The sequence below is a fragment of the Myxococcus sp. AM010 genome, from assembly GCF_013372585.1.
GTDB classification, from domain to species: domain Bacteria; phylum Myxococcota; class Myxococcia; order Myxococcales; family Myxococcaceae; genus Myxococcus; species Myxococcus vastator.
Genome location: NZ_JABXEO010000033.1, coordinates 38,337 through 58,168, shown reverse-complemented (window position 1 = coordinate 58,168; position 19,832 = coordinate 38,337). Strand labels below are relative to the sequence as shown.

21 protein-coding genes are annotated in these 19,832 nt (G+C 70.4%); 9 read left to right on the top strand and 12 right to left on the bottom strand.

What is annotated here, in order from left to right:
- Positions 1 to 4: 4 nt before the first annotated feature.
- From pheA to HV826_RS17100, 5 genes are all read right to left on the bottom strand, one after another.
- Entirely contained in the window at positions 5 to 826 is an 822-nt protein-coding gene (pheA, locus tag HV826_RS17120; RefSeq protein ID WP_176418100.1) for a prephenate dehydratase, read from the bottom strand.
- Entirely contained in the window at positions 819 to 1,958 is a 1,140-nt protein-coding gene (locus HV826_RS17115) for a bifunctional chorismate mutase/prephenate dehydratase (protein ID WP_176418099.1), read from the bottom strand. Before HV826_RS17115 ends, pheA begins: the two co-directional genes overlap by 8 nt.
- Positions 1,958 to 2,413: a GNAT family N-acetyltransferase gene (locus HV826_RS17110; protein ID WP_176418098.1), complete on the bottom strand. Its 456-nt coding sequence runs from the start codon at positions 2,411 to 2,413 to the stop codon at positions 1,958 to 1,960. Before HV826_RS17110 ends, HV826_RS17115 begins: the two co-directional genes overlap by 1 nt.
- Positions 2,414 to 2,462: 49 nt before the next feature.
- Positions 2,463 to 2,891, bottom strand: coding sequence for an EVE domain-containing protein (locus HV826_RS17105; protein WP_176418097.1), 429 nt, complete (start codon positions 2,889 to 2,891; stop codon positions 2,463 to 2,465).
- A 75-nt stretch (positions 2,892 to 2,966) separates the two neighbouring features.
- Entirely contained in the window at positions 2,967 to 3,164 is a 198-nt protein-coding gene (locus tag HV826_RS17100; RefSeq protein WP_176418096.1) for a hypothetical protein, read from the bottom strand.
- Positions 3,165 to 3,538: 374 nt separating this feature from the next.
- Here HV826_RS17100 and HV826_RS17095 point away from each other — a divergent pair, with 374 nt between their 5' ends.
- The 9 genes from HV826_RS17095 to HV826_RS17055 all read left to right on the top strand — a co-directional run bounded on the left by HV826_RS17095 (position 3,539) and on the right by HV826_RS17055 (position 13,750).
- Complete coding sequence (locus HV826_RS17095) at positions 3,539 to 4,111, top strand: polysaccharide biosynthesis/export family protein (protein ID WP_163786869.1); 573 nt, start codon at positions 3,539 to 3,541, stop codon at positions 4,109 to 4,111.
- Positions 4,112 to 4,176: 65 nt separating this feature from the next.
- A complete protein-coding gene (locus HV826_RS17090) occupies positions 4,177 to 5,322 on the top strand; it encodes a hypothetical protein (RefSeq protein ID WP_176418095.1) in 1,146 nt (381 codons plus the stop codon).
- 14 nt (positions 5,323 to 5,336) lie between these two features.
- Positions 5,337 to 6,764: a Wzz/FepE/Etk N-terminal domain-containing protein gene (locus HV826_RS17085; protein ID WP_176418116.1), complete on the top strand. Its 1,428-nt coding sequence runs from the start codon at positions 5,337 to 5,339 to the stop codon at positions 6,762 to 6,764.
- A gap of 29 nt (positions 6,765 to 6,793) precedes the next feature.
- Positions 6,794 to 7,531, top strand: coding sequence for a CpsD/CapB family tyrosine-protein kinase (locus HV826_RS17080; protein WP_013939805.1), 738 nt, complete (start codon positions 6,794 to 6,796; stop codon positions 7,529 to 7,531).
- Between the two features lie 93 nt (positions 7,532 to 7,624).
- On the top strand, positions 7,625 to 8,992 hold the full coding sequence (gene exoE, locus HV826_RS17075; protein WP_176418094.1) for a polyisoprenyl-phosphate hexose-1-phosphate transferase ExoE: 1,368 nt from the start codon (positions 7,625 to 7,627) through the stop codon (positions 8,990 to 8,992).
- Positions 8,993 to 9,085: 93 nt separating this feature from the next.
- Positions 9,086 to 10,171, top strand: coding sequence for a gluconeogenesis factor YvcK family protein (gene yvcK / locus HV826_RS17070; RefSeq protein WP_176418093.1), 1,086 nt, complete (start codon positions 9,086 to 9,088; stop codon positions 10,169 to 10,171).
- 39 nt (positions 10,172 to 10,210) lie between these two features.
- Complete coding sequence (locus HV826_RS17065; RefSeq protein WP_176418092.1) at positions 10,211 to 11,329, top strand: GNAT family N-acetyltransferase; 1,119 nt, start codon at positions 10,211 to 10,213, stop codon at positions 11,327 to 11,329.
- Entirely contained in the window at positions 11,326 to 12,495 is a 1,170-nt protein-coding gene (locus HV826_RS17060) for a DegT/DnrJ/EryC1/StrS family aminotransferase (protein ID WP_176418091.1), read from the top strand. The genes HV826_RS17065 and HV826_RS17060 overlap by 4 nt, the downstream gene beginning before the upstream one ends.
- Before the next feature lie 52 nt (positions 12,496 to 12,547).
- Entirely contained in the window at positions 12,548 to 13,750 is a 1,203-nt protein-coding gene (locus HV826_RS17055; RefSeq protein ID WP_176418090.1) for a GNAT family N-acetyltransferase, read from the top strand.
- A gap of 49 nt (positions 13,751 to 13,799) precedes the next feature.
- On the opposite strand, the gene HV826_RS17050 is transcribed toward HV826_RS17055, so the two are convergent.
- The 7 genes from HV826_RS17050 to HV826_RS17020 form a co-directional block, all read right to left on the bottom strand.
- Positions 13,800 to 14,768, bottom strand: a complete 969-nt coding sequence (locus HV826_RS17050) for a tetratricopeptide repeat protein (protein ID WP_176418089.1) — start codon at positions 14,766 to 14,768, stop codon at positions 13,800 to 13,802.
- Between the two features lie 12 nt (positions 14,769 to 14,780).
- Complete coding sequence (locus HV826_RS17045; RefSeq protein WP_163785852.1) at positions 14,781 to 15,305, bottom strand: cytochrome c-type biogenesis protein; 525 nt, start codon at positions 15,303 to 15,305, stop codon at positions 14,781 to 14,783.
- A gap of 99 nt (positions 15,306 to 15,404) precedes the next feature.
- Complete coding sequence (locus HV826_RS17040; RefSeq protein WP_176418088.1) at positions 15,405 to 16,316, bottom strand: macrolide 2'-phosphotransferase; 912 nt, start codon at positions 16,314 to 16,316, stop codon at positions 15,405 to 15,407.
- A gap of 264 nt (positions 16,317 to 16,580) precedes the next feature.
- Positions 16,581 to 18,101, bottom strand: a complete 1,521-nt coding sequence (locus HV826_RS17035) for a hypothetical protein (protein ID WP_176418087.1) — start codon at positions 18,099 to 18,101, stop codon at positions 16,581 to 16,583.
- Positions 18,102 to 18,110: 9 nt separating this feature from the next.
- On the bottom strand, positions 18,111 to 18,500 hold the full coding sequence (locus HV826_RS17030) for a hypothetical protein (protein WP_176418086.1): 390 nt from the start codon (positions 18,498 to 18,500) through the stop codon (positions 18,111 to 18,113).
- Positions 18,484 to 19,038 carry a GNAT family N-acetyltransferase gene (locus HV826_RS17025; RefSeq protein ID WP_176418085.1) on the bottom strand — a complete coding sequence of 185 codons (555 nt, stop codon included), beginning with the start codon at positions 19,036 to 19,038 and terminating at the stop codon, positions 18,484 to 18,486. Before HV826_RS17025 ends, HV826_RS17030 begins: the two co-directional genes overlap by 17 nt.
- Before the next feature lie 19 nt (positions 19,039 to 19,057).
- A complete protein-coding gene (locus tag HV826_RS17020; protein ID WP_176418084.1) occupies positions 19,058 to 19,813 on the bottom strand; it encodes a 2OG-Fe(II) oxygenase in 756 nt (251 codons plus the stop codon).
- Between the last annotated feature and the right edge of the window lie 19 nt (positions 19,814 to 19,832).

Sequence of the window (19,832 nt, the reverse complement as noted above, 5' to 3'; positions counted from 1 at the left end):
AACCTCACACCACGCCGTAGCTTCCGAGCACCCGCAGGGTGACGCAGGCGGCCTGGGCCGCGGCCACCGCCTCGCGCACCCGCGGGTCCTCCAGCGCGCCGTCCACGTCCAGGCACCACACGTACTCCCAGGCGCGGCGCTGTGGCCGGGACTCCAGCCGCGCCACGTTGAGGCCGCGCGAGGAGAAGGCGCTCATCACGCGGTACAGCGCGCCCGGTCCATTCTCCACGGTGAAGGCCAGCGCCGTCTTCCGCCGCGTCCAGGTCCGTTCGGGCGCGGGCCCCAGGGAGACGAAGCGCGTGTAGTTGTCCGGCGAGTCCTCCACGCCTTCCTCCAGCACGGCCAGTCCATACAGGCCCGCGGACATGCGGCTGGCGATGGCGGCCGTGTGCGGAGGCTTCTCCTCCGCCACCTTTCGCGCGGCGATGGCGGTGTTCGTCTCCGGCAGCGGGGTGATGCCCCGCCGGCGCAGGTAGCCCGCGCACTGCGCCAGGGCCTGCGGGTGGGAGAGCGCCTGCTGGACGTCATCCAGGGCCAGGCCCGGCGGGGCCAGCAGGCAGTGGCGGATGCGCAGCGACAGCTCGCCCGTCACCGGCACGTCATGCTCCAGCAGCAGGTCCACCGTCTCCGCCACGGGCCCGCCCAGCGAGCTCTCCACCGGCACCACGCCGCCGTGCACGCGGCCTTCGGCCACGGCTTCGAAGACGGCGCGGAAGGTGAGGCAGGGGACGGCCTCCACGCCTGCGCCATGCAGCGCGCGCAGGGCCTCTTCTCCGTAGGCGCCAGGCTCGCCCTGGAAGGCGATGCGCCGCGGCGACTCAGGCATGAGGCGCCTCCGCGCGCGCATACGTCCCCAGCACGCGCAGCGACGAGGTGAGCGGCCGGATGTCGTCCAGCGCCGCAGTCACCGCCGCGGAGGCGGCGTGGCCCTCCACGTCCAGGTAGAAGCGGTACTGCCACGGCTGCCCCGGAATGGGGCGCGACTCCAGCTTGCTCAGGTTCACCCCGCGCAGGGTGAGCCGCTGGAGCATCTCTCCCAGCGTGCCGGGCTTGTGCTCCAGCACCACCAGCAGGGACGTCTTGCACGGCACCCCGGGCGCCAGGGGCGTGGCCTCGCGGCCCACCTCCACGAAGCGCGTGTAGTCGAAGGCCGGCTGCAGCTCGCCTGCGAGCACCTCCAGGCCGAAGCGCTGCGCCGCCGTCTCGCTGGCGATGGCCGCCACCGACGCGTCGTTGCGCTCGCGGACCTTCTGCGCCGCGCCGCCGGTGTCCACGTCCGGCACCGCGCGGGCCCAGGGCACCTTCTCCCGGAGGAACGCCTCGCACTGCGCCAGCGCCTGCGGATGGGACAGCACCTCCCGCAGCCCTTCCAGCTTCGCGCCCGGCAGGCCCAGCAGGCGGTGGTCCACCTGGCTGACCAGCTCCGCGGTGATGACCACGCCGCCCTCGGCGAGCAAGTCGTACGTCTCGTTCATGCTGCCCGCGGTGGTGTTTTCAATGGGCAGCAGCACCAGGTCCTGCTCGCCGCGGCGGAGCGCCTCCACGGCCTCCCGCGCGTGGTCGAAGCCGGACAGCAGCACGCCCCCCGCGCGGTGGCCGTAGCGGCGGCGCGCGGCCAGGTGGCTGTAGGAGCCCTCCACGCCGGGGTAGGCCACGCGCAGGGGCGTGGTGTCCAGGCGGGTGACGAGCTCGTGCTGCCGGGCCACGGACATGTCGATGAAGAGCCGCCAGATGCGCTCCACCTCGTGGGGGTCCAGGCCGTGCTCCGCGGCGCGGGTGCGGATGCGGCGCAGCAGCAAATCCTCGCGGCGCTGGTCCCGGAAGGGCGCGGCGGCGGCCAGCTTCGCCCGGGCCACGTCGTCCGCCAGCGCCATGCGGCGGCGGATGGCATCGAGGATTTCCTCGTCGATGCGCTCGATGGAGGTCCGGATGAGGTCGAGGTCGGGGAGGGTGGTCATCACGAGGCTCCGAGGTTGCGCCACATGAGGTGGTGCGGGCCGATGCCGGGCAGGTCGAAGGGCTCGCCTCGCTGCGCGAAGCCCTGCGCGCGGTAGAACCCGGAGGCCGTCAGCCGCGCGTTGCACCACACCTGGGAGCCGCCCTGCTGTGCCGCATGCTCCACGCAGGCCTTCAGGAGGGCGGCGCCATGGCCGTGCCCACGCAGGGTGGCGTCCACCGCCATGCCTCGCAGGCGCCAGGCCGTGGTGGCACGCAGCGCGTCCGGCGGCGGCTCCCGATACAAGGATGCCACGCCCACCAGGCGCCCCGCCGTATAGACGCCCAGGTGGAGCGTGTCCGCGTCATCATCCCCGGGATAGACGGCCATGTCCGGAGGCTGGTTGGGACGGAGGATGGCGTGGCGGAGGCCGCGCGTCTCCCGAGCCGGAATCTTGCGGATGTCAGTGGCGCTCACGGCGCCGGAGTATGCCCTCGGCGGGTGGCGCCCCACCAGTGTCACCGTACTACTTCGGTAGGACTGTCTTCCCCATCTTCAACACCTGCTTGAAGTGCGTGGCGGTGACGGACGCCACGCTCAGCCGGCCGCGGGTGACGAGCGGAAAATCCTTCAGTGCGGCGGTGGCCTTGATGGTGCCCAGGTCCACCGGCTGGGTGAAGGCAATGACGGGCCCCATGAAGGTGGCGGCCCAGTCCTCATCGGGCACGGTGGAGTCCGGCCCCGGCGGCGTGAGGACCTGGGCCACGCCCACCACGGCCTTGTCCTCGTTGGAGTGGTAGTAGAGGCAGAGGTCCCCGGGCTTCATCGCCCGGATGTTGTTGCGCGCCTCGAAGTTGCGCACGCCGGTCCACTCCGTCTTCCCGTCCTTCTCCAACTGGGCGTAGGCGTAGACGGAGGGCTCGCTCTTGATGAGCCAGTACTGTGGCTTGGCCATGGCGGCGCACCATAATGAAAGAGGCCCGGCGCCGCCACGCGGGGGCACCCGGCCTCTTTTGTTGCCTCCGGACGACTACGCCTGCTTCGCGACGCTGGTGGCCGCCGCCGCCGGCGCCTTGTTCGTGAGCAGCGCGCTGCTCGCGTACAACGCCAGGCCCACCACCGCGACCACCGCGGCCTCCATCTGCGTCGCGAAGGCAACACCCATCACCGTCATGGCTCCCGTGCCCATCGCGAACGACGCCGCCACCGCCCCAGCCGCCTTCCTCATCCGACCCTCCCTCGTTCTCGCGCACGCATCATGCGCCGTGGACTTCACTGCCTCGCGCGAACCTCAATCCAAGACGCGTGCCAGCCTCCAGCCCCGGGGAAATGGGAAGCGCGAGGGGGCGCGGAGGGAAAAGTCGTTCCCCGTTCAGCGCAATGCCTGAAGAAAGCACCGGGTGCGACGCGGGTACGATGCCGGAAAAATTTCCTGAACCCCATGGGGTCGCCCAGGAGGGCACTTCGTAACCCACTGCTATCCAAGGGCTTTCCCTCCCTCCAGTACGTGGCACACGCGCTGCTAAGGCAACGCAGCCGGAAGCAGCGCTCGGCCGCGGTGGGGCCGGGAGCGCGACACACGCTTTTGAGGGAGAGCTGACGATGGGCAAGACGAGCGCGGGGTTCTGGACGGTGTTGGGCGTGATGCTCCTGGGGGGCTGCGCGCACCAGCCGCAGGTGAAGGTGGACAACACGGAGCAGCCCTACCGGATTGGCCGTGAGGACGTGCTGGACATCGCGGTGTGGCGTGACGCGGAGCTGTCCCGGACGCTGCCGGTCCGTCCGGATGGCTACATCTCCATGCCCATGGTGGGCGAGGTCCACGCCGCGGGCAAGACGCCCACGGAGCTGGCTGACTCGCTGAAGGCGGCCTATCAGCCGTACGTGCAGGAGCCGCGCGTGACGGTGATTGTCCGCGAGGTGAACAGCAGCCGCGTGTTCGTCACCGGCGAGGTGGCTCACCCGGGCGCCTATCCGCTGCGCGGCCGCGTGTCGCTGCTGCAGGCCATCGCGCTGGCGGGTGGCTTCACGGACTTCGCCAACTCGGACGGCATCGTGGTCATCCGCACCGACAGCAAGGGCGGCCAGATTCCGGTGCGCTACAGCGACCTCATCTCTCCGGATGGCGGACACGAGGTCATGCTCCGTCCGGGTGACACCGTCGTCGTTCCGTGAATTGTGATGCCGCGGTGGGTGTCGTGGACGTGGGCGGTGGTTGGCGTACGGGACGGAGGGCGACGGTGAAGGGCAACTGGAAGAAGTGGCTACTGGCGGGCCTCATGTTCGGTGCGCCCGCCACGCAGGCCGCGACGGTGTGGGAACCCCGGCTTCGGCTGACGGCCGAGGAGCGGTTCGACGACGACCTGCGCCTGGGCGGTGACGGCACCGGCCAGCTGATGACGAAGGTGACGCCGCGGCTGGGGCTGGAGGCGAAGGACGCGCGGCTCACGCTGGACAGCTTCTACGCGGCCGACCTGCTGATGCGGCATGGGTCGGGCAGGACGACGCTGGACCACCGGGGCGGCCTGGAGGCCCGGCACCAGATGACGCGCCGGCTGCGGCTGGACACGGCGATCCGGGTGTTTCGTGTCACGGACCCCAGCTCGCTGCCGCGTGACGGCCTGGCGCGCTCCACGCTGCCCACGTTCTTCACGCAGGCGACGCTGGGCGTGACGAACCGCGTGGCGGAGCGGCTGGACATGCGCGCGGGCTACCGCTTCGAGGCGGTGCGCATCATCGACGTGGGGCAGCGCGCCGGGTACGCGCACACGCCCTCCATCGAAGGCTGGTACCGCGCCACGCGCCGGCTCAGCCTGGGCCTGGAGTACCGGTACCAGGGCTTCCTCTATGAGGGGACGCTGAGCCAGTCGCACGGCGCGGCGCTGGGGTTGCGGTATCGGCTGACGCGGCCTACCACCTTCACCGTCCGGGCGGGCCCCGTGCGGTACCTGGCGCCGGTGGCCCAGCAGGGGGGGTGGGTTCCGCGAGTGAACGTGGAGCTGCAGCGCGCGGGGGAGCTGTTCGACGTGGGCGTGTCGATGGGACACGACCTGGTGGGCGCGAACGGCTTCACCAACGCGCTGTGGGCGGACTACGCGTCGGTGATGCTGGCGCGCCGGTTCACCCAGAAGTTCTCGCTTTTTGGCGCGGCCAGCTTCTTCCGCAACGGGCAGGCCCCGTCGCTGGACTGGGCCGTGTTCAGGGGAGCGCCGCGGGTGTCGCAGGGCTACGCGGTGAGTGGTGGTGTGGAGTACCGCATTGACCGGCGCCTGTCGGCGCAGGGTGCGGTGGATCGAATCGCTCAGGTCGGGCTGGCGGATTCGGCGAGCGCGGTGGACCTGACGCGCAATGTGTTCGCCGTCCGTTTGGTGGTGACGCCTTGGTAGCTACAGCGCGTGGGATGGAGGAGGAGCGGAACATGGAGCGAGGGATGACGGCAGACCAGCTTCTGGGAGCCCTGTGGCGACGCAAGGCCCTGGTCGGTGCCATCGCAGCAGTGGTCTTCTTGGTGGGCGCAGCCATCGTGATGACCCGGCCGAGCATGTACGAGGCTTCAGTGGTGGTCCGCGTGGAGCCGCAGCGGCCAGGTGAGGAGATGGTGCAGCGCACGGTGAGCGAAATCATCGAGCAGCGGCTGCTCACCGTTCGACAGGAGCTGCTGGCGCGTCCGGTGCTCCAGAAGGCCATCGAGGAGATGAACCTCTATCCGGACATCGTTTCGGAGAAGGGCATGGAGTCCGCCGTCGCGCAGATGCGCAAGGACCTCACGGTGCGGGTGGAGGGTGAGACGGCCTTCGAGCTCACCTACGCCAACCGCGACCCGCAGGTGGCGGCGCAGGTGGCCAACCGCCTGCCGACCATCTTCTCCGATGAGACGCTGAAGATTCGTCAGGCGCAGGCGGCGCGCGCCACCGACCTCTTCAACGAGGAGATGGTGGCGCTGGGCAAGGCGGTCAGCGCCTGGGAGGGAAAAATCTCCCAGTTCAAGGTGGACCACCTGGGCGAGCTGCCCGAGCAGATGGAGATGAACATGCGCGGCCTGGAGCGCGTGTCGCACCAGCTCCAGACGAAGTCGGAGGAGCTGCGGGTCGCCGAGGCGCGTCGCTCCGACCTGGCCCGCGCTCGCAACGCGGTGGACAGCGAGGCCGGCCGGCTCGAGGCCGCGGAGAACGGGCTCACCCGTTCGCTGGTCAACGCCCGCACCACCTGGACGGAGGACCACCCGGAGGTGAAGCGCCTGAAGACGGAGCTGGACAGCATGTCCGCGCGCCGCAAGGACGCTGAAGGCCGCCTGTGGGCCGAGCGCGCCGAGCGCACCCGCGTGGCCTCGCTGATTGGCAACATCCAGCAGGAGATTCAGGACCTCCAGAAGCAGGCCGAGGCGTACCAGGGCCGGCTGAACAACACCCCGCGCTGGGCGCACGAGCTGGCGGTGATGAACCGCGACTACGAAATCGCGCGCACCAAGTACCAGAGCGTGGTGAGCCGCAAGGTGGAGGCGGAGATCGCGCAGGAGCTGGAGGCCAAGAGCGCCAAGAGCCTGTTCAACGTCATCTCCCCGGCGGGCGTGCCGGCGACCCCGGCCCGGCCGGACCGCATGGCGGGCATGCTCATCGTCTTCCTCCTGGCCCTGGGCCTGGGTGTGCTGACGGGTTCAGTCCTGGAGATGCGCGACGACAGCCTGCGCGATGGCACCGAGGTCCGCCAGCGCCTGACGCTGCCTGTGCTCGCGGTGGTCCCGGAAATGCAAGGCAAGACGGAGCGGCGGATTCTGATGCCGGCTTCGGGGGCTCGAAACAGCGTGTCCAACCCCACGACGTTGAACTGAGTCTCGCCGGAAAAGGACGGAGGACGGACATGGATCAGACGATGGAACGGGCGGGCAACTTCCTCCCCCGAGTGGATGACAACCCGACGGGCGGCAACGCGGTGGACCGCCGGGTGGTGACGTTGACGGCGCCGGCGTCGGCCGCGGCGGAGCAGTACCGCAGCCTTTATTACAGGCTGGAGCGGATGCGGGACCTGCGGCCGATGAAGGTCGTCGCGCTCACCTCGGCGATGCCGGGGGAGGGCAAGACGGTGACGAGCGTCAACCTGGCGCTCGCCGCGGCCCGGGCGAACCCGGAGCGCCGCATCCTGCTGGTGGACGCGGACCTGCGCCGGGGCGGCGTGGCGGCCACGCTGGGCATGCGCAACAAGACGGGCCTGGCGGAGCTGCTGGCGGGGGACTGCGAGGTGCGGGACGTGGTGCGGCGGTTCAACTCCACGCGCCTGGCCCTCATCCCCGCGGGCGTCACCCCCGAGGACACCGCGCAGGTGCTGGCGAGCGGCCGGATGAAGCAGTTCCTCAAGGCGGTGCGCGAGGGCTTCGACGAGGTCTACATCGACCTGCCGCCCACGCTGCCCTTCGCGGACGCGGCGATCCTGGGCCACCAGGCGGACGGCGTGCTGATGGTCATCCGCGCCAACGTGACGTCGGGCAAGGCGGTGCACCAGGCGGTGGAGAGCCTGGGGGGCGCGCCCATCGTCGGGTGCGTGCTGAACGGCGCGGAGGTCCACTCGGCGCCGTACCTGAAGAACTACGAGAAGAAGTAGCGGCGGGTGGCTTCGGCTCCGGCGCCCGCCCCCTGGTGACAGGGGGCGGGGCCGGAGGTGGGAGAGGGTCGGGCGGGTAGGTTGGAGGGGCACGTGCTCCGCGTTTTTCACCACTATTTCTCTGCAAAGAAGCTGACGTTCTTCCTCGCCGAAAGTTCGGCAATCGCGTTGGCCTGCGTGATGGGCGCGGCGGCCTGCGCGGCACTCTTCGCGCCTGACGGGATGCACACGCCGCTGTCGCAGCTGTGGCCCACGCTGCTGTGGGTGGGCGCGGCGTTCGTCATCACCTTCCAGTTCACGCTGTACCTGTTGGACTTGTATGACCTCCGTGTGGCCGCGGAGGACCGGGTGAGGGGATACCGGTTCCTCAAGGCCGCGGGTGTCACGGCGATGGTGGCGGGCGGCGTCATGCTCGTCACCCCGCTGGTGGTGCCGATGCAGCTCCCGCCGGGCACGCTGCTGGGTGGGGCGATGGGCGCCCTGGCCGGGACGTTGATGGTGCGGGTGTCCATCCGCGCCCTGGTGGGAGCCCCGCACGCGGTGCTCATCGTCGGCGAGGGGCCCAAGGCGCGCGCGGTGGCCAGCGCGATTGAAGCGGGCGGGGAGGGCACCTACCGCATCGTGGGCCTGACGGACCCTCGCACCTCCGGTGAGACGCTGGAGCAGACGGCGGCCCGGCTGAACGCGGCGTATGTCGTGCAGGCCGCGGACGACATGCGCGGGGCCAACTGGGTGGACGGCCTGCTGCGCTGCCGGCTCCAGGGCCGGCGGGTGTATGAGGCCACGGGGTTCTGCGAGCGGGTGCTGCGCCGGATTCCCGTGCAGTTCCTGCGGGCGAGCGACTTCGCCTTCGCGGACGAGCTCACCGTGTCCCCGCTGCGCCGTACGCTGAAGCGGGGCTTCGACATCGCGGTGGCATCCCTCCTGCTAATGCTGTCCGCGCCCTTCCTGTTGCTGGTCGCGGTGGCCATCAAGCTGGATTCGAAGGGACCCATCTTCTACCGGCAGGAAAGGACCGGGCTGTTCGGGAGCACGTATCACCTGTGGAAGTTCCGCAGCATGCGCACGGACGCGGAGAAGCATGGCGCGGTGTGGGCGAAGGCGAACGATGACCGTGTCACCCGGGTGGGCCGCTTCATCCGCCGCGCGCGCATCGACGAGATTCCCCAGGTCTTCAACATCCTGACGGGAGACATGAGCTTCGTGGGGCCCCGCCCCGAGAGGCCAGTGTTCGTCGAGCAGTTGAAGCAGCAGATTCCATTCTACGGCCTGCGGGAGGCCGTGAAGCCAGGCCTGACGGGGTGGGCTCAGATTCGCTACCCCTACGGCGCGTCGGTGGAGGATGCGCGGAACAAGCTCGAGTTCGACCTGTACTACGTGAAGAACGGTTCGTTGTTCCTGGATGTGGGAATCATCTTCCACACCGTGAGGCATGTGCTTCTCGGTCGTGGGGCGCGGTAGGGCATTTCGCTTTCCCGGCCTCCGCTGAGGGAGGCCGGGAGGTGGGCCCGCCTGGGGAGGCGGGCTGGGGCGTCGTGGATGGGGGTAAGCGTCATGGTGGGAATGGACATGGAAGCGCCGCTGCCCGCGGAGTGGGCGGAGGCCCGCCGCAGGCTGGAGCTGGAGCTGGAGGGCCAGGGCAACGAGGTTCTTCAGGGGCAGGTGGACCGGCCGACGCGCATCGTCGCCATCGGCGGAGGCACGGGGTTGCCCATGGTGCTGCGCGGCCTGGCCCGGCGCGCGACGCCGAAGGCGCGGGAGCCCGGCATCGACATCACCGCGGTGGTGGCCATGAGCGACGACGGCGGCAGCTCTGGCCGTCTGCGGCGCCAACACGGCGCGCTGCCTCCGGGCGACATCCGCAACTGCCTGGTGGCGCTGGCGGGTGGAAAGAACGCGCTCAAGGACGTCTTCCAGTTCCGCTTCGGCGGGGCGCGCGGCCTGGCGGGCCACGCGGTGGGCAACCTGCTCATCGCCGCGCTCGCGGAGCTGAAGGGGGACTTCATGGAGGCGGTGCGCATGTCCGGGGAGCTGCTGGGCGCCCGGGGCCACGTGCTGCCGTCCACGCTGGCGTCCGTGCAGCTGGTGGCGCAGATGCATGACGACACGGAGGTGGTGGGGGAGCGCAACATCTGCCGCGCGCATGGACGGGTGCGCCGCGTCACGCTGAGCCCTCGCTCGCCGCCGCCCACTGAGGGCCTGCTGGAGACCATCTACACGGCGGACCTCATCGCCATCGGCCCGGGCTCGCTGTACTCGAGCGTGCTGCCCAACCTGCTGGTGGACGGCGTGGCCCAGGCGCTCAAGGAGACGCGCGCGCTGAAGGTCATGGTGGCCAACCTGATGACGCAGCCAGGGGAGACGGACGGCATGTCCTGCCTGGACCACGTGCAGGCCGTCACGGACCACGTGGGGCCGGTGCTGGACGCGGTGCTCGTCAACGGCACGCTGCCCACGGAAGAGGCGTCCCGGCGCTATGCGCGTCGCGGCTCGTTCGTCGTGTCGGCCAACCCGCGCGACTTGATTGGCGCGGGCGTGGTGCCGGTGCAGGCGGACCTCCTCAAGGCAGGGTCCAGGATTCGACACGACAGCCGCAAGGTCGCCGCCTGCCTGCTGAAGATGGCCCGCAGCGGGTTGTAGCCGCGAACCTCCATCCCCACCTTGGGCGCCCGACACCTCATGGAAGCAAGAGACCTTTCTGCCTCGCCGCGCGTCACCGAAGTGACGGGACGCGCGGCCTTCATTGCCCTGGAGTCCGAGTGGAACGCGCTCGTGGAGGCCACCTCCAACGAGCTGTTCTACCGGCATGAGTTCATCCGCGTCTGGATGGACAACTTCGTTCCCGGTGTGAGCCCGCGCGTGCTGACGCTGCGGGACGCGGACGGGAGCCTCGGCGCGGTGCTCCCGCTGTGGGAGGAGCGCACGACGCTGCTGGGCATCCCGGTGCGGCAGCTGTCCGCGGCGGCCAACGCCCACTCCTGCCGGTTCGACCTGGTGGCGAAGGAACCGGAGGTCGCCGCGGCGGCCTTCGTGTCCCACCTGCGCTCGGCTGGTGGCTGGGATGTGCTGCGGCTCACGGATGTCCCCGACGGTGCGGCCGCCTGGCGGCTGCACGCGGTGGCGCGCGAGTCTGGGATGGCCGTGGGAGCGTGGGAGTCCCTGCGCTCGCCCTACGTGCCGCTGCCCAAGGCGCGCGACGCCTTCCAGCAGCGCCTGCAGTCCAAGTTCAAGGCCAACTGCCGCCGTCGCCGCCGCAAGCTGGAGGAGAAGGGCCGCCTCACCTTCGAGCGGGTGGACAGCGGGCTCGGCCTGGAGGGCGCGCTGGAGGAAGGCTTCCTGCTGGAGCAGAGCGGCTGGAAGGGCGCGCGCGGCACGGCCATGGCGCAGGACGCGCGCACGCGCGGCTTCTACACGGAGCTGGCGCGAGACGCGGCCTACCGCCAGCGGCTGGCGCTGTACTTCCTGCGGCTGGACGGCCGGCCGGTGGCCTTCCACTACGGCCTGGAATACGGCGGGCGCTACTTCCTGCTGAAGCCCGGCTACGACGAGCGCCTGCGTGAGTGCAGCCCGGGCCAGCTCCTGGTGGACGAGGTCATCGGGGCCTGCATCGACCGGGGCCTGCACGAGTTCGACTTCCTGGGGCCGGACATGGTGTGGAAGCGCGACTGGACGAACGAGGTCCGGCGCCACACCTGGCTCTACGTGTTCAATGACTCCCCCTTCGGCCGGGCGCTGTGTGCGGCCAAGTTCCGGTGGGGGCCCGCGGTGAAAGAGGTGGTGTCGCGATGGAGACGATGAAGCACTCTGGCCGGCTGTTCGTGCCGTCACTGCCCACGCTGTGGCCGCACATGCTGCTGTCGCGGCCGAAGCCCGGCGCGCTGCCGCCGTTCTCCTCGCCCAACGTCCGCTACTTCTACTTCGCCCGCAACGCCATCTGGCTGACGGTGAAGATGCTGGGGCTGGACTCGGGCGAGGTGCTGATGCCGTCCTACCACCACGGCGTGGAGGTGGAGGCCCTGGTGGACGCCGGCGCCACGCCGCGCTTCTACCGCGTGGGCAGCCGCTGGGACGTGGACCTGGACGACGTGGCCCGGCGCATCGGCCCGAAGACGCGGGCCCTGTACCTGACGCACTACGCGGGCTTCCCGGGCCCCGTCGCGCAGATGCGCGAGCTGGCGGACCAGCACGGCCTCATCCTCATCGAGGACTGCGCGCTGTCGCTGCTGTCCTCCGACGGCGCGGTGCCGCTGGGCACGACGGGAGACGTGGGCATCTTCTGCCTCTACAAGACGCTGCCGGTCCCCAATGGGGGCGCGCTGGTCGTCAACGGCCCGCGCCAGTACAGCCTGCCGGAGCCGCCCGCGCCGCCGTCCGCGTCCACCTTCAGCCACACGGTGTCCGCGCTGCTGCAGAACCTGGAGCTGCGCGGTGGCCTGGCCGGCCGGGCCCTGCGCAGCGCCGTGCGCACGCTGGGCCATGGCACGGTGAAGGCGGCCAGCATCAAGCGCGTGGCCACGGGCACGCAGCACTTCGACCGCAAGCACGTGGACCTGGGCATGAGCCCGCTGACGAAGCGGATTGCCCAGGCCCAGGACCTGGAAGCCATCGTCGAGCAGCGGCGCCGTAACTACTTCTTCCTGCTGGGCCGGCTGCGCGACATCTCTCCGCCGCTGTTCAACCAGCTGCCGCCGGGCGCCTGCCCGCTGTTCTACCCGCTGGTGGTGCAGGACAAGGCGGAGGTGCTGGCGCGGCTGCGCGCGCAGGGCATCGACGCCATCGACTTCTGGAAGCGCTTCCACCCGGCCTGTGACGCCGCGGCCTTCCCGGAGGTGGCGCAGCTGCGGCGCTCCATCGTGGAGATTCCGTGCCACCAGGACCTGACGCCGGAGGTGATGGCGGACGTGGCGCACGCGGCGCGCGAGGCCGTGAAGTCGGACCACCGGACGAAGAAGCGCGCGGGTTGAGGTTCATTCAGGGGACAGGGGAGGGGCGTCTGCCCCTCCGGGAGGACGGGCGTTGATTCGGGAGGATGAGCTGTCACAGGGACCGTGGGCCGCGCACCGGCTGGAGGTAGGCGCCGTGGGCAGCCTCTCCACGCTGGCGGGGATGCGGGAGGAGTGGGCCGCGCTGATGGACGCGAGCGACGCGGGGCCCTTCAATGCCTGGGAGTGGGTGTACCCGTGGTGCCGGCGCATCGCCACGGGCCGGCGCCCGCTGGTGCTGACCGCGCGCGACGCGGCGGGCACGCTGGTGGGCCTGATGCCGCTGGGCGTCGAGTACCTGGGCGTCACCGGCGTGCCGGTGCGGCGGCTGAGCTTCCTGGGCGAGACGCACGTCGGCAGTGACTACCTGGATGTCGTGGCGCGGCGGGGCCGTGAGCGCGAGGTGGCGGGCGCCTTCGCGCGGATGCTGCACGCGCTGCGTGACGAGTGGGACGTGTTGGACTTGTCGGACCTGCGCGAGGACTCGCCCACCGTGGACGTGCTCCGGGACACCTTCTTCGGGCAGGACGTCCGCGTGGCGCCGCGCTACGTGTGTCCGTACGACACGCTGACGCCGGGTGAGCCCTTCGACGCGTTCCTCAAGCGCACGGGACGCCGCGACAACTTCCTGCGGCGGCGCAAGTGGCTGGAGAAGCAGGAGGGCTACCGCATCGAGCGCACGGACGCCCCGGGCGAGCTGGCGGCGCCGCTGACGGACTTCTTCCGCCTGCACTCGGCGCGGTGGGCGGCGGATGGGGGCTCGCAGGGCATCAAGGGCTCGGGCGTGGAGGCGTTCCACCGCGACGCCACCCAGTTCCTGGCGGAGCGGGGCCGGCTGCGCCTCTACACGATGAAGGTGGGTGGCCAGGCCGTGGCGTCGGTGTACGGCATCCTCCACCGCGACAGCTTCGTGTACTTCCAGTCCGGTTATGACCCGGCGTGGCGCAACCGCAGCGTGGGCCTGGTGCTGGTGGGAGAGACGTTCCGCGACGCGATGGAGGCCGGCCTCACGGAGTACGACTTCCTCCGGGGCACCGAGACGTACAAGTCCGACTGGGTGTCCAAGCAGCGGCGCACGCTGTCCGTGCGCGTCCATGCCGGGACGTGGGAGGGGCGCTGGTTCTCCCAGTCCGAATCCCTGGCGCGCCTGCTGCGCAACGGCGCCAAGGCGGCGATGCCGGACACGTTGGTGGAGAAGGTGCGGCGCCTGCGCCGCCGGCGGGCCGCGGTGCACTGAGTGTTGAAAACGCCAGCGGCGCCGCGGGTGCTGTCCAGGAGGCCGCGCGTCAGGGCATGCCGCCCGCGACCTCCGCGCGAAGCTGGGCAATCGCGGGGCCGAGCTGCGGCGGCTGCATGTTTCGCGGGACTTCCACGGAGAAGCGCTCGAAGTAGGCCAGCGCGGTGGCCTTGTCGCCGCGGCGCAGGGCGAGGCTGCCCAGGAAGATGAGCGCCTCCTGCGCGTCCGGCCAGGTGTCCACCAGCTCCGTCAGCTCCGCCTCGGCGCCGGCCATGTCGCCCTGGGTGGCGCGCAGCACGCCGCGGTGCACCTTCAGCTCGACGTTGAAGGGGTCCGCGGCCAGGCCCTTGGCGGTGACCTTCACGGCCTCGTCGAACTGCTGACGGCGGATGAGCTCGTGGCTCAGCAGCGCCGCCGCATCCACGTCTCCGGCGTTGGCGTTCAGCCGCGCGCGAGCCTCCTGCATCTCCGGGCCTTCCTGCATCTGCTCGCCCATGCCCGCGCCCTGCGGCTGCGCGGCGGCGCCGCCCGGGGGCATGCGGCCGGTGGCCTCCATTCCGTCGGTGCGCGTCTGCTGCTCGGAGACGAGCAGGTAGCCCAGCCCGCCGAAGAACACTACGATGCCCGCGCCCCACAGCGCGCCCACCAGCTGCGGATTGCGAGACGCCCACCCGGTGGGGGCAGGCGCCTGGGGACGGGCGCGGACGCCCTCGCCGGAGGCCTTGCGCTTGAGGTGCTCGTCCTTCGCGCGCAGCGCCGCGGCGGCCTCGCGCTCCAGGCGGGACTTCTCGGCGGCGTACTGTTCGGCGCCCTGGTTGTGCTTCTCCGCGTCCAGCGCGCGGAGCTGGTCGATGAGGGACTGCGCGCGCTGGGTCAGGTCATCGAGCACGCCGTCGCGGGGCTCGGCCGACGCCAGGGCGCCCTTGCGGCGCTGCAAGAGGAGCCAGCCGGCCGCCAACACGAAGGTGGCGGCGAGCACGATGATTCCGGGCAACCAATTCGTCGTCTGCGGCTGCATGGCCTGGCGCTCCTAGCGCTCGAGCTCCCGGCGCACGGCCTGGAGGTACGGGTCTTCTTCATCCACCGGAGGCGCTCCGGCGGGCGCGGCCGGGGCCGCCGTTTCTTCCGAAGTCGGGGTCGCGGGCGCGGTCTGCTCCGGGGCACCCGCGCCGCGCTGGAGCTGCCGCCAGATGACGAAGGCGCCCACGGCGACGAGCGCCACCGGGCCCAGCCACACGAACCAGTTGAAGCCCTCCGCGCGGGGGGAGAGCAGCACCCACTCACCGTAGCGGGCGACGAAGTACTCGACGATTTCGGCGTCGCTCTTCCCCTCGGAGACGAGCTCGCGAATCATGTCGAGCTGGGCGCGCGCCATGGAGGACGGGCTGTCCGCCACGGACAAGCCCTGGCACACGGCGCACCGGAGCTGCTTGCCCAGCGTCTGGGCACGCGCCTCCAGCTCCGGCGCGAGCGGGTCGCTTCCCGCCTGCTGGGGCGCGAACTGGCCGGTGACGAGCGTGAAGGCGAGGGACAGGGACAGGAGGGCAGCGGTCATCAAAGCTCCATCGAGCCGTCCCTACCTAGCGCCCCAGGCCGTGATTGGACAGTGAAACCTGAGCGGCGGGAGCTTGTCCCGCCGCCCGGCTCGCTGTGCCTACATGGAGGCGTCCGGGGTGAGCTGCGCCTGGGCGGTCGCCCGGTGCTCCGGCTGGCCGGTGATCAGCGCGTAGAGGGCGTAGGTCACGGGCGACGCGGCGAGCAGCTCCACGCAGTGGTCGCCCAGGCGGTCCCAGACCTGCCCGCCTGCTTTGACATAGGCGTCCACGGTGGCCTCGAACACGGCGTCCACGCCGAGCATCTTCTGGAAGACGAAGTCGCGCGCCGGGTCTCCGACCTTGGCGGTCGTCCAATCGAGGACGCCGGTGGGGGTGTCGTCCGGGTCCAGCAGGACGTGGGCGGGGTACAGCTCCCCGTGCGTCAGCGCGACGAAGCGGGGCCAGTAGGTATCGTCGCCCAGCCACCGCTCCCAGCGCTGGGTGAGGGACGGCGCCACGTCGAAGGCCTGGGTGACGCGGGCGATGTCGGAGGCCCAGTTGGCGCGGACCTGCTCGGGCGTTTCGACGACGAGGCCGGCCTGGCGGGCAGCGCCAATGTCGATGGCGTGCAGCCGCTGCAGGAGCTGACCGAAGTGGCGGGCATAGACGCGGGACTCGCGGTCGAAGTGCCACACCGGCTGGCCCGACGCGGGGTCCAGCGTCAGCCCCGGTTTGCCCGGCAGCGCGGGGTAGGCGATGAGCTCCCGGTCGGCGACCTGCCACCGCGGCACCGCCACGCCGAGCCGGGGACCGACGAAGTCGAGAATCTTCTTCTCGTCCGCGAGCTTCGCGGAGACGTCTTCACGCCGAGGGACGCGGAGGACCCACAGGGTGTCTTCGAGGTCGCGCGCCATCACGACGCGATAGTCGAGTCCGGCCTCGTTGACCGACAGCGTGTCGGGTTCGAGCTTCAGTCCGTGGCGGGCGGCGAGCTCGACAAGCTGGGGGGCATCGGAGGGGATGGGGGGCATCCGGGACGTCCTTTCAGGCTCGCACGGTGATGACGGGCGTGCGGGCATCGGCTTCAGGGGAGGACCACGGTCCGTCGGGGCGGAATGCGCGCTGGCCGGGCGTGGGTGTGGCGCCACGACTTGCTGGCGACACGCTTCCTGACACGCACGGGCGGGCCGCCGCGTTGACGCGCCTGCGGGAGGTGCCACGATGTCCGCAAGGCCAGGTTCTGATATTGACCTCGTGGGGATGCGTGCAAGGGATTGAAGGCCGCGGCGTTCCGCTCAACCGGTGGCGTTTGTCCACAGGACCTTGGAGAGCAGATAGGGCCGCTGCGGCTGGGTGTCGTCGTTGCGGGAGGGAATCTGGGTGAGGTCGTCGCCCCGGGTCGGCTCGAAGTACGTGCACATGTAGCCCACCACGGTTTGTTGCTCGTAGGCAGCTGGCGCGATGAACTCGTGGTTCACCTTCGGCTCGAAGCGCTGGGGATGCGGCGCGTGGTTCTGCGTATTCGGAGCAGGCTCGGTGAAGTGGGGGGCCTGCTTGAGCGGGAAGGGGCCCAGGCCGAAGGATGTCTCGTAGAGCAACCACCCCTGGCTCTCCCGCACGCAGACCACCCAGTGATGAGGAGAGTCGGTTCGTTCCAGTGCCTGGTTTCCCTGGGCGGGAGCACGCGGGGGCACGAGGAACTTGTTGGTCGGCACATAGTCGACGCCGTCGTAATTGAAGCGAGCCTTCATTGACGTGGCCGTGGAGACGGCGGGGGCGACCTTGACCTCCGCGCTCTCGATGCCATGCACGGCCAGACAGTTGATGAAGAGCTGCGCGAAGGCGGTGCAGCTCGCGTTGACCTTGCGGCCCGCATGCTCCGTGCCCAGGTCCAGCCGGCGCAGGCGCGCGGCGCGGAAGAAGTCGTCCTCGGGGAGGGGCTCCACCGTGAGCCAGTATCCCAGTCCGGCGGGGTGGGGATCCGGCGTGCCCACGAAGTTCTTCCAGATGGCCTGGATGACCTCCGCGGGGCCCTGCGCACCTTCCGCCCAGGTGCAGCCGAAGTACAACGCGTCCAGAAACGCGCCGCCCTTGTAGGCGAGGATGTTGAACCGACCGGCCTTGGGCGTGGCATCCACGATGAAGAGCGTGTGCTTCGTCTTCTTCGCCAGGGGGGTGTACTCGCGGCCGCTCTCCGCCACCTCCCATGTGAGCTCGAGCCCGGAGCGCAGGGTCACCGTGCTGGGGAGGCCGTGAAGCGGGAGGTCCACCTGGCCCATTCCCGACTCGTCGAATTCAACCTGGGCGTGATGCGTGTAGAGGCCTTGCCCCGTGCCGGGCTTCTCCGCCGCGCGCACCCAGCGGCTGCCCGGCCGCGACATCTTCCCCGATGACGTGCCGGGGGTGGCCTTCAGGACGACGCGCACCATGGGCGGAGCAGGGGGCGTGGAGGCGCCCGACCGCACATACGCGACCGGCCAACTCGTCTCGACGAGCCGCTGCATCTTGCCAAGAATGGACGTGTCCTCCGGGCGCCAGTGCGGGTCTCCATTCGCGGGAAAGGCCTGGGGGGGCAGCAGGTTGTTGGGCGGGGAGGCGTTTCCAGGAAGGCAGTAGACGGGGTCGTCCGGCCGCGGAAAGACATAGTGTTCCACGGGGATGTGATTCAGGAACCAGAGGCGCTCCACCGCGAAGACGAGGTCCGACGGGGGCTGTTCGCACGCGTGAATCTGAGTCGATGCGTTTCCGGGCGCCGTGCGTGCGTGCAGGTCCTGGAGGGACTTCGCGTCCTGGATGACTGAGGTCTGGTAGTCCATCGGGCTGCGTCACCGGGTTTCGCGCGACGGGTGAGGGGTAACGAGGGCCGCGGCGGCCCGCCAGTCCGCGTCCGTGGCGCCCTGGAACAGGCGCGTCATCTTCTCCTCGGGAGGCACGGCGGGGTCCGCCAGCAGCCGTTGGAAGGGCGGATGTGCGTCGAACGCCTCAGAGATGACGATGCAGAGGAGGCCGAAGGCGTGCAGGTCCCGGTCGTCGCGCAGCCCGAAGCCCCGGGCCCTGCGCAGCGCCGATGCGACCCGGCGCCGCACCTGTTCGCGCGCCTGTCCCACGACGTGGCCGGGATGCTCAACGTAGAGCCGGTCGACTATCGCCGCGACGCGGTTGTCGTCACTGGCCGCCGCCAGAGCGCGCAGTTGCGCTTCACGGATTCGGAGCATCTGGCCTCCTGTCGCTTTCGGGCGCGCGCTCGAAGAACACGAGGACATCGTCGAGCGAGAACTTCGGGTTCCTGTTCGGCGCGCGCAGGACCTGCTCGAAGCCGAGCTTCTCCAGCACGCGAAGGGACGCGGTGTTGCTCTCCAGGACGCATGTGCGGACCCGGTCGAGCTTCAGCGTTTCGAAGGCGAAGTCGAGCATCCACCGCGCGGCGCGCGTCGCGTGGCCACGTCCCCAGTAGGGCCGGCCGACCCAATAGGAGAGCTGGGCGGTCCGCGCTCTCGGGGACAGGGCCACCAGCGAGCAGCAGCCGACGAATCCGTCCTGGGGATGAAGCATGGCGAAGTGGAAGGCTTCGCCCTTCGCTCGCGCACCCATCGCGGTATCAATCCACGCCTCCGCATGGCCGGGCGGGAAGGGGGATGGAAGGTGGGTGGTCGCGCTGACCGCCGGGTCCGACGCAAGCGCATGGAACGCCGCCGCGTGCTGGCGCATCACGGGCTCCATCAGGATGTCGTCGCTCGGGGGCGCGGCGGGCATCGGGAGAACTATTGCAGAGTCAGGGCTGTGGCGCCCAGATGGCGCTGTGGGGCTCCGGCGCGTTGGGGGCTTCCTCCGCGGTGTAGAAGTAGGCCGCGACCGCGGCGCGACCCCGTCCCTCGGGGCACTCCAGCGCGGTGGGGTGTCCGTGCCAGTGATTGTCGCCATGGGCCATCACGACCAGGCGATCCAGGAGCGGCGCGATTCGCGTCTCACACCGGGAGAGGTCCGCGCTCCACAGCTCGAGGTCGCCTCCCCAGGCGGGCTCCCACCCGGGGTTCAGGTAGTAGAGGACGGTGAGCCGGCGTGAGAGCGCGCGGAAGCGATCTCGGTTGAAGTCGGCGTGCAGCGCCAGATGCCCCCCACGCAACGTGAGGTGCAGCCCAGCGCCCCGGAAGTGTGGATCCGGGATGAGCCCTTGCACCCCGGTGAGTGACTCCAGGAAGTCGATGAACGCCATGCCGGAGAACTCCGAGAGCAGGTGCCGGAGCGCTCCGGGGACGTCTTCAAAGGCCTTGCGCTGAAGCTGTCCCAGCCGAGCCGCCTGCTCGGGGTGGTCGCGTCGCTTCCAGCCTGCCTCGGTCGCGCCCGGGAAGACGCCGGCCAGCTCGGACGCCAGCGGCTCCCCCAGGAAGCCATCGATGACCGCGTGGGGATGAGGCCGCGCCGCGCCGTAGCTGGAGCGATGGGCCAGCGCGAGCGAGCGGAGCGCCGTGCGGTTGAAGAAGAAGCTCGGTCCCCGCAGCGGGCCTTCTTCGTGGGTCGCGATGCTCACGGGCCCCCTATAGCAGAAC

Excerpts from the sequence above, each read along its gene's own strand:
- pheA (WP_176418100.1), bottom strand. The coding sequence starts at position 826 with ATGCCTGAGTCGCCGCGGCGCATCGCCTTCCAGGGCGAGCCTGGCGCC.
- HV826_RS17115 (WP_176418099.1), bottom strand. The coding sequence starts at position 1,958 with ATGACCACCCTCCCCGACCTCGACCTCATCCGGACCTCCATCGAGCGC.
- HV826_RS17105 (WP_176418097.1), bottom strand. The coding sequence starts at position 2,891 with ATGGCCAAGCCACAGTACTGGCTCATCAAGAGCGAGCCCTCCGTCTAC.
- HV826_RS17100 (WP_176418096.1), bottom strand. The coding sequence starts at position 3,164 with ATGAGGAAGGCGGCTGGGGCGGTGGCGGCGTCGTTCGCGATGGGCACG.
- HV826_RS17095 (WP_163786869.1), top strand. The coding sequence starts at position 3,539 with ATGGGCAAGACGAGCGCGGGGTTCTGGACGGTGTTGGGCGTGATGCTC.
- HV826_RS17085 (WP_176418116.1), top strand. The coding sequence starts at position 5,337 with ATGGAGGAGGAGCGGAACATGGAGCGAGGGATGACGGCAGACCAGCTT.
- HV826_RS17080 (WP_013939805.1), top strand. The coding sequence starts at position 6,794 with ATGGATCAGACGATGGAACGGGCGGGCAACTTCCTCCCCCGAGTGGAT.
- yvcK (WP_176418093.1), top strand. The coding sequence starts at position 9,086 with ATGGTGGGAATGGACATGGAAGCGCCGCTGCCCGCGGAGTGGGCGGAG.
- HV826_RS17065 (WP_176418092.1), top strand. The coding sequence starts at position 10,211 with ATGGAAGCAAGAGACCTTTCTGCCTCGCCGCGCGTCACCGAAGTGACG.
- HV826_RS17060 (WP_176418091.1), top strand. The coding sequence starts at position 11,326 with ATGAAGCACTCTGGCCGGCTGTTCGTGCCGTCACTGCCCACGCTGTGG.
- HV826_RS17050 (WP_176418089.1), bottom strand. The coding sequence starts at position 14,768 with ATGCAGCCGCAGACGACGAATTGGTTGCCCGGAATCATCGTGCTCGCC.
- HV826_RS17045 (WP_163785852.1), bottom strand. The coding sequence starts at position 15,305 with ATGACCGCTGCCCTCCTGTCCCTGTCCCTCGCCTTCACGCTCGTCACC.
- HV826_RS17040 (WP_176418088.1), bottom strand. The coding sequence starts at position 16,316 with ATGCCCCCCATCCCCTCCGATGCCCCCCAGCTTGTCGAGCTCGCCGCC.
- HV826_RS17035 (WP_176418087.1), bottom strand. The coding sequence starts at position 18,101 with ATGGACTACCAGACCTCAGTCATCCAGGACGCGAAGTCCCTCCAGGAC.
- HV826_RS17030 (WP_176418086.1), bottom strand. The coding sequence starts at position 18,500 with ATGCTCCGAATCCGTGAAGCGCAACTGCGCGCTCTGGCGGCGGCCAGT.
- HV826_RS17025 (WP_176418085.1), bottom strand. The coding sequence starts at position 19,038 with ATGCCCGCCGCGCCCCCGAGCGACGACATCCTGATGGAGCCCGTGATG.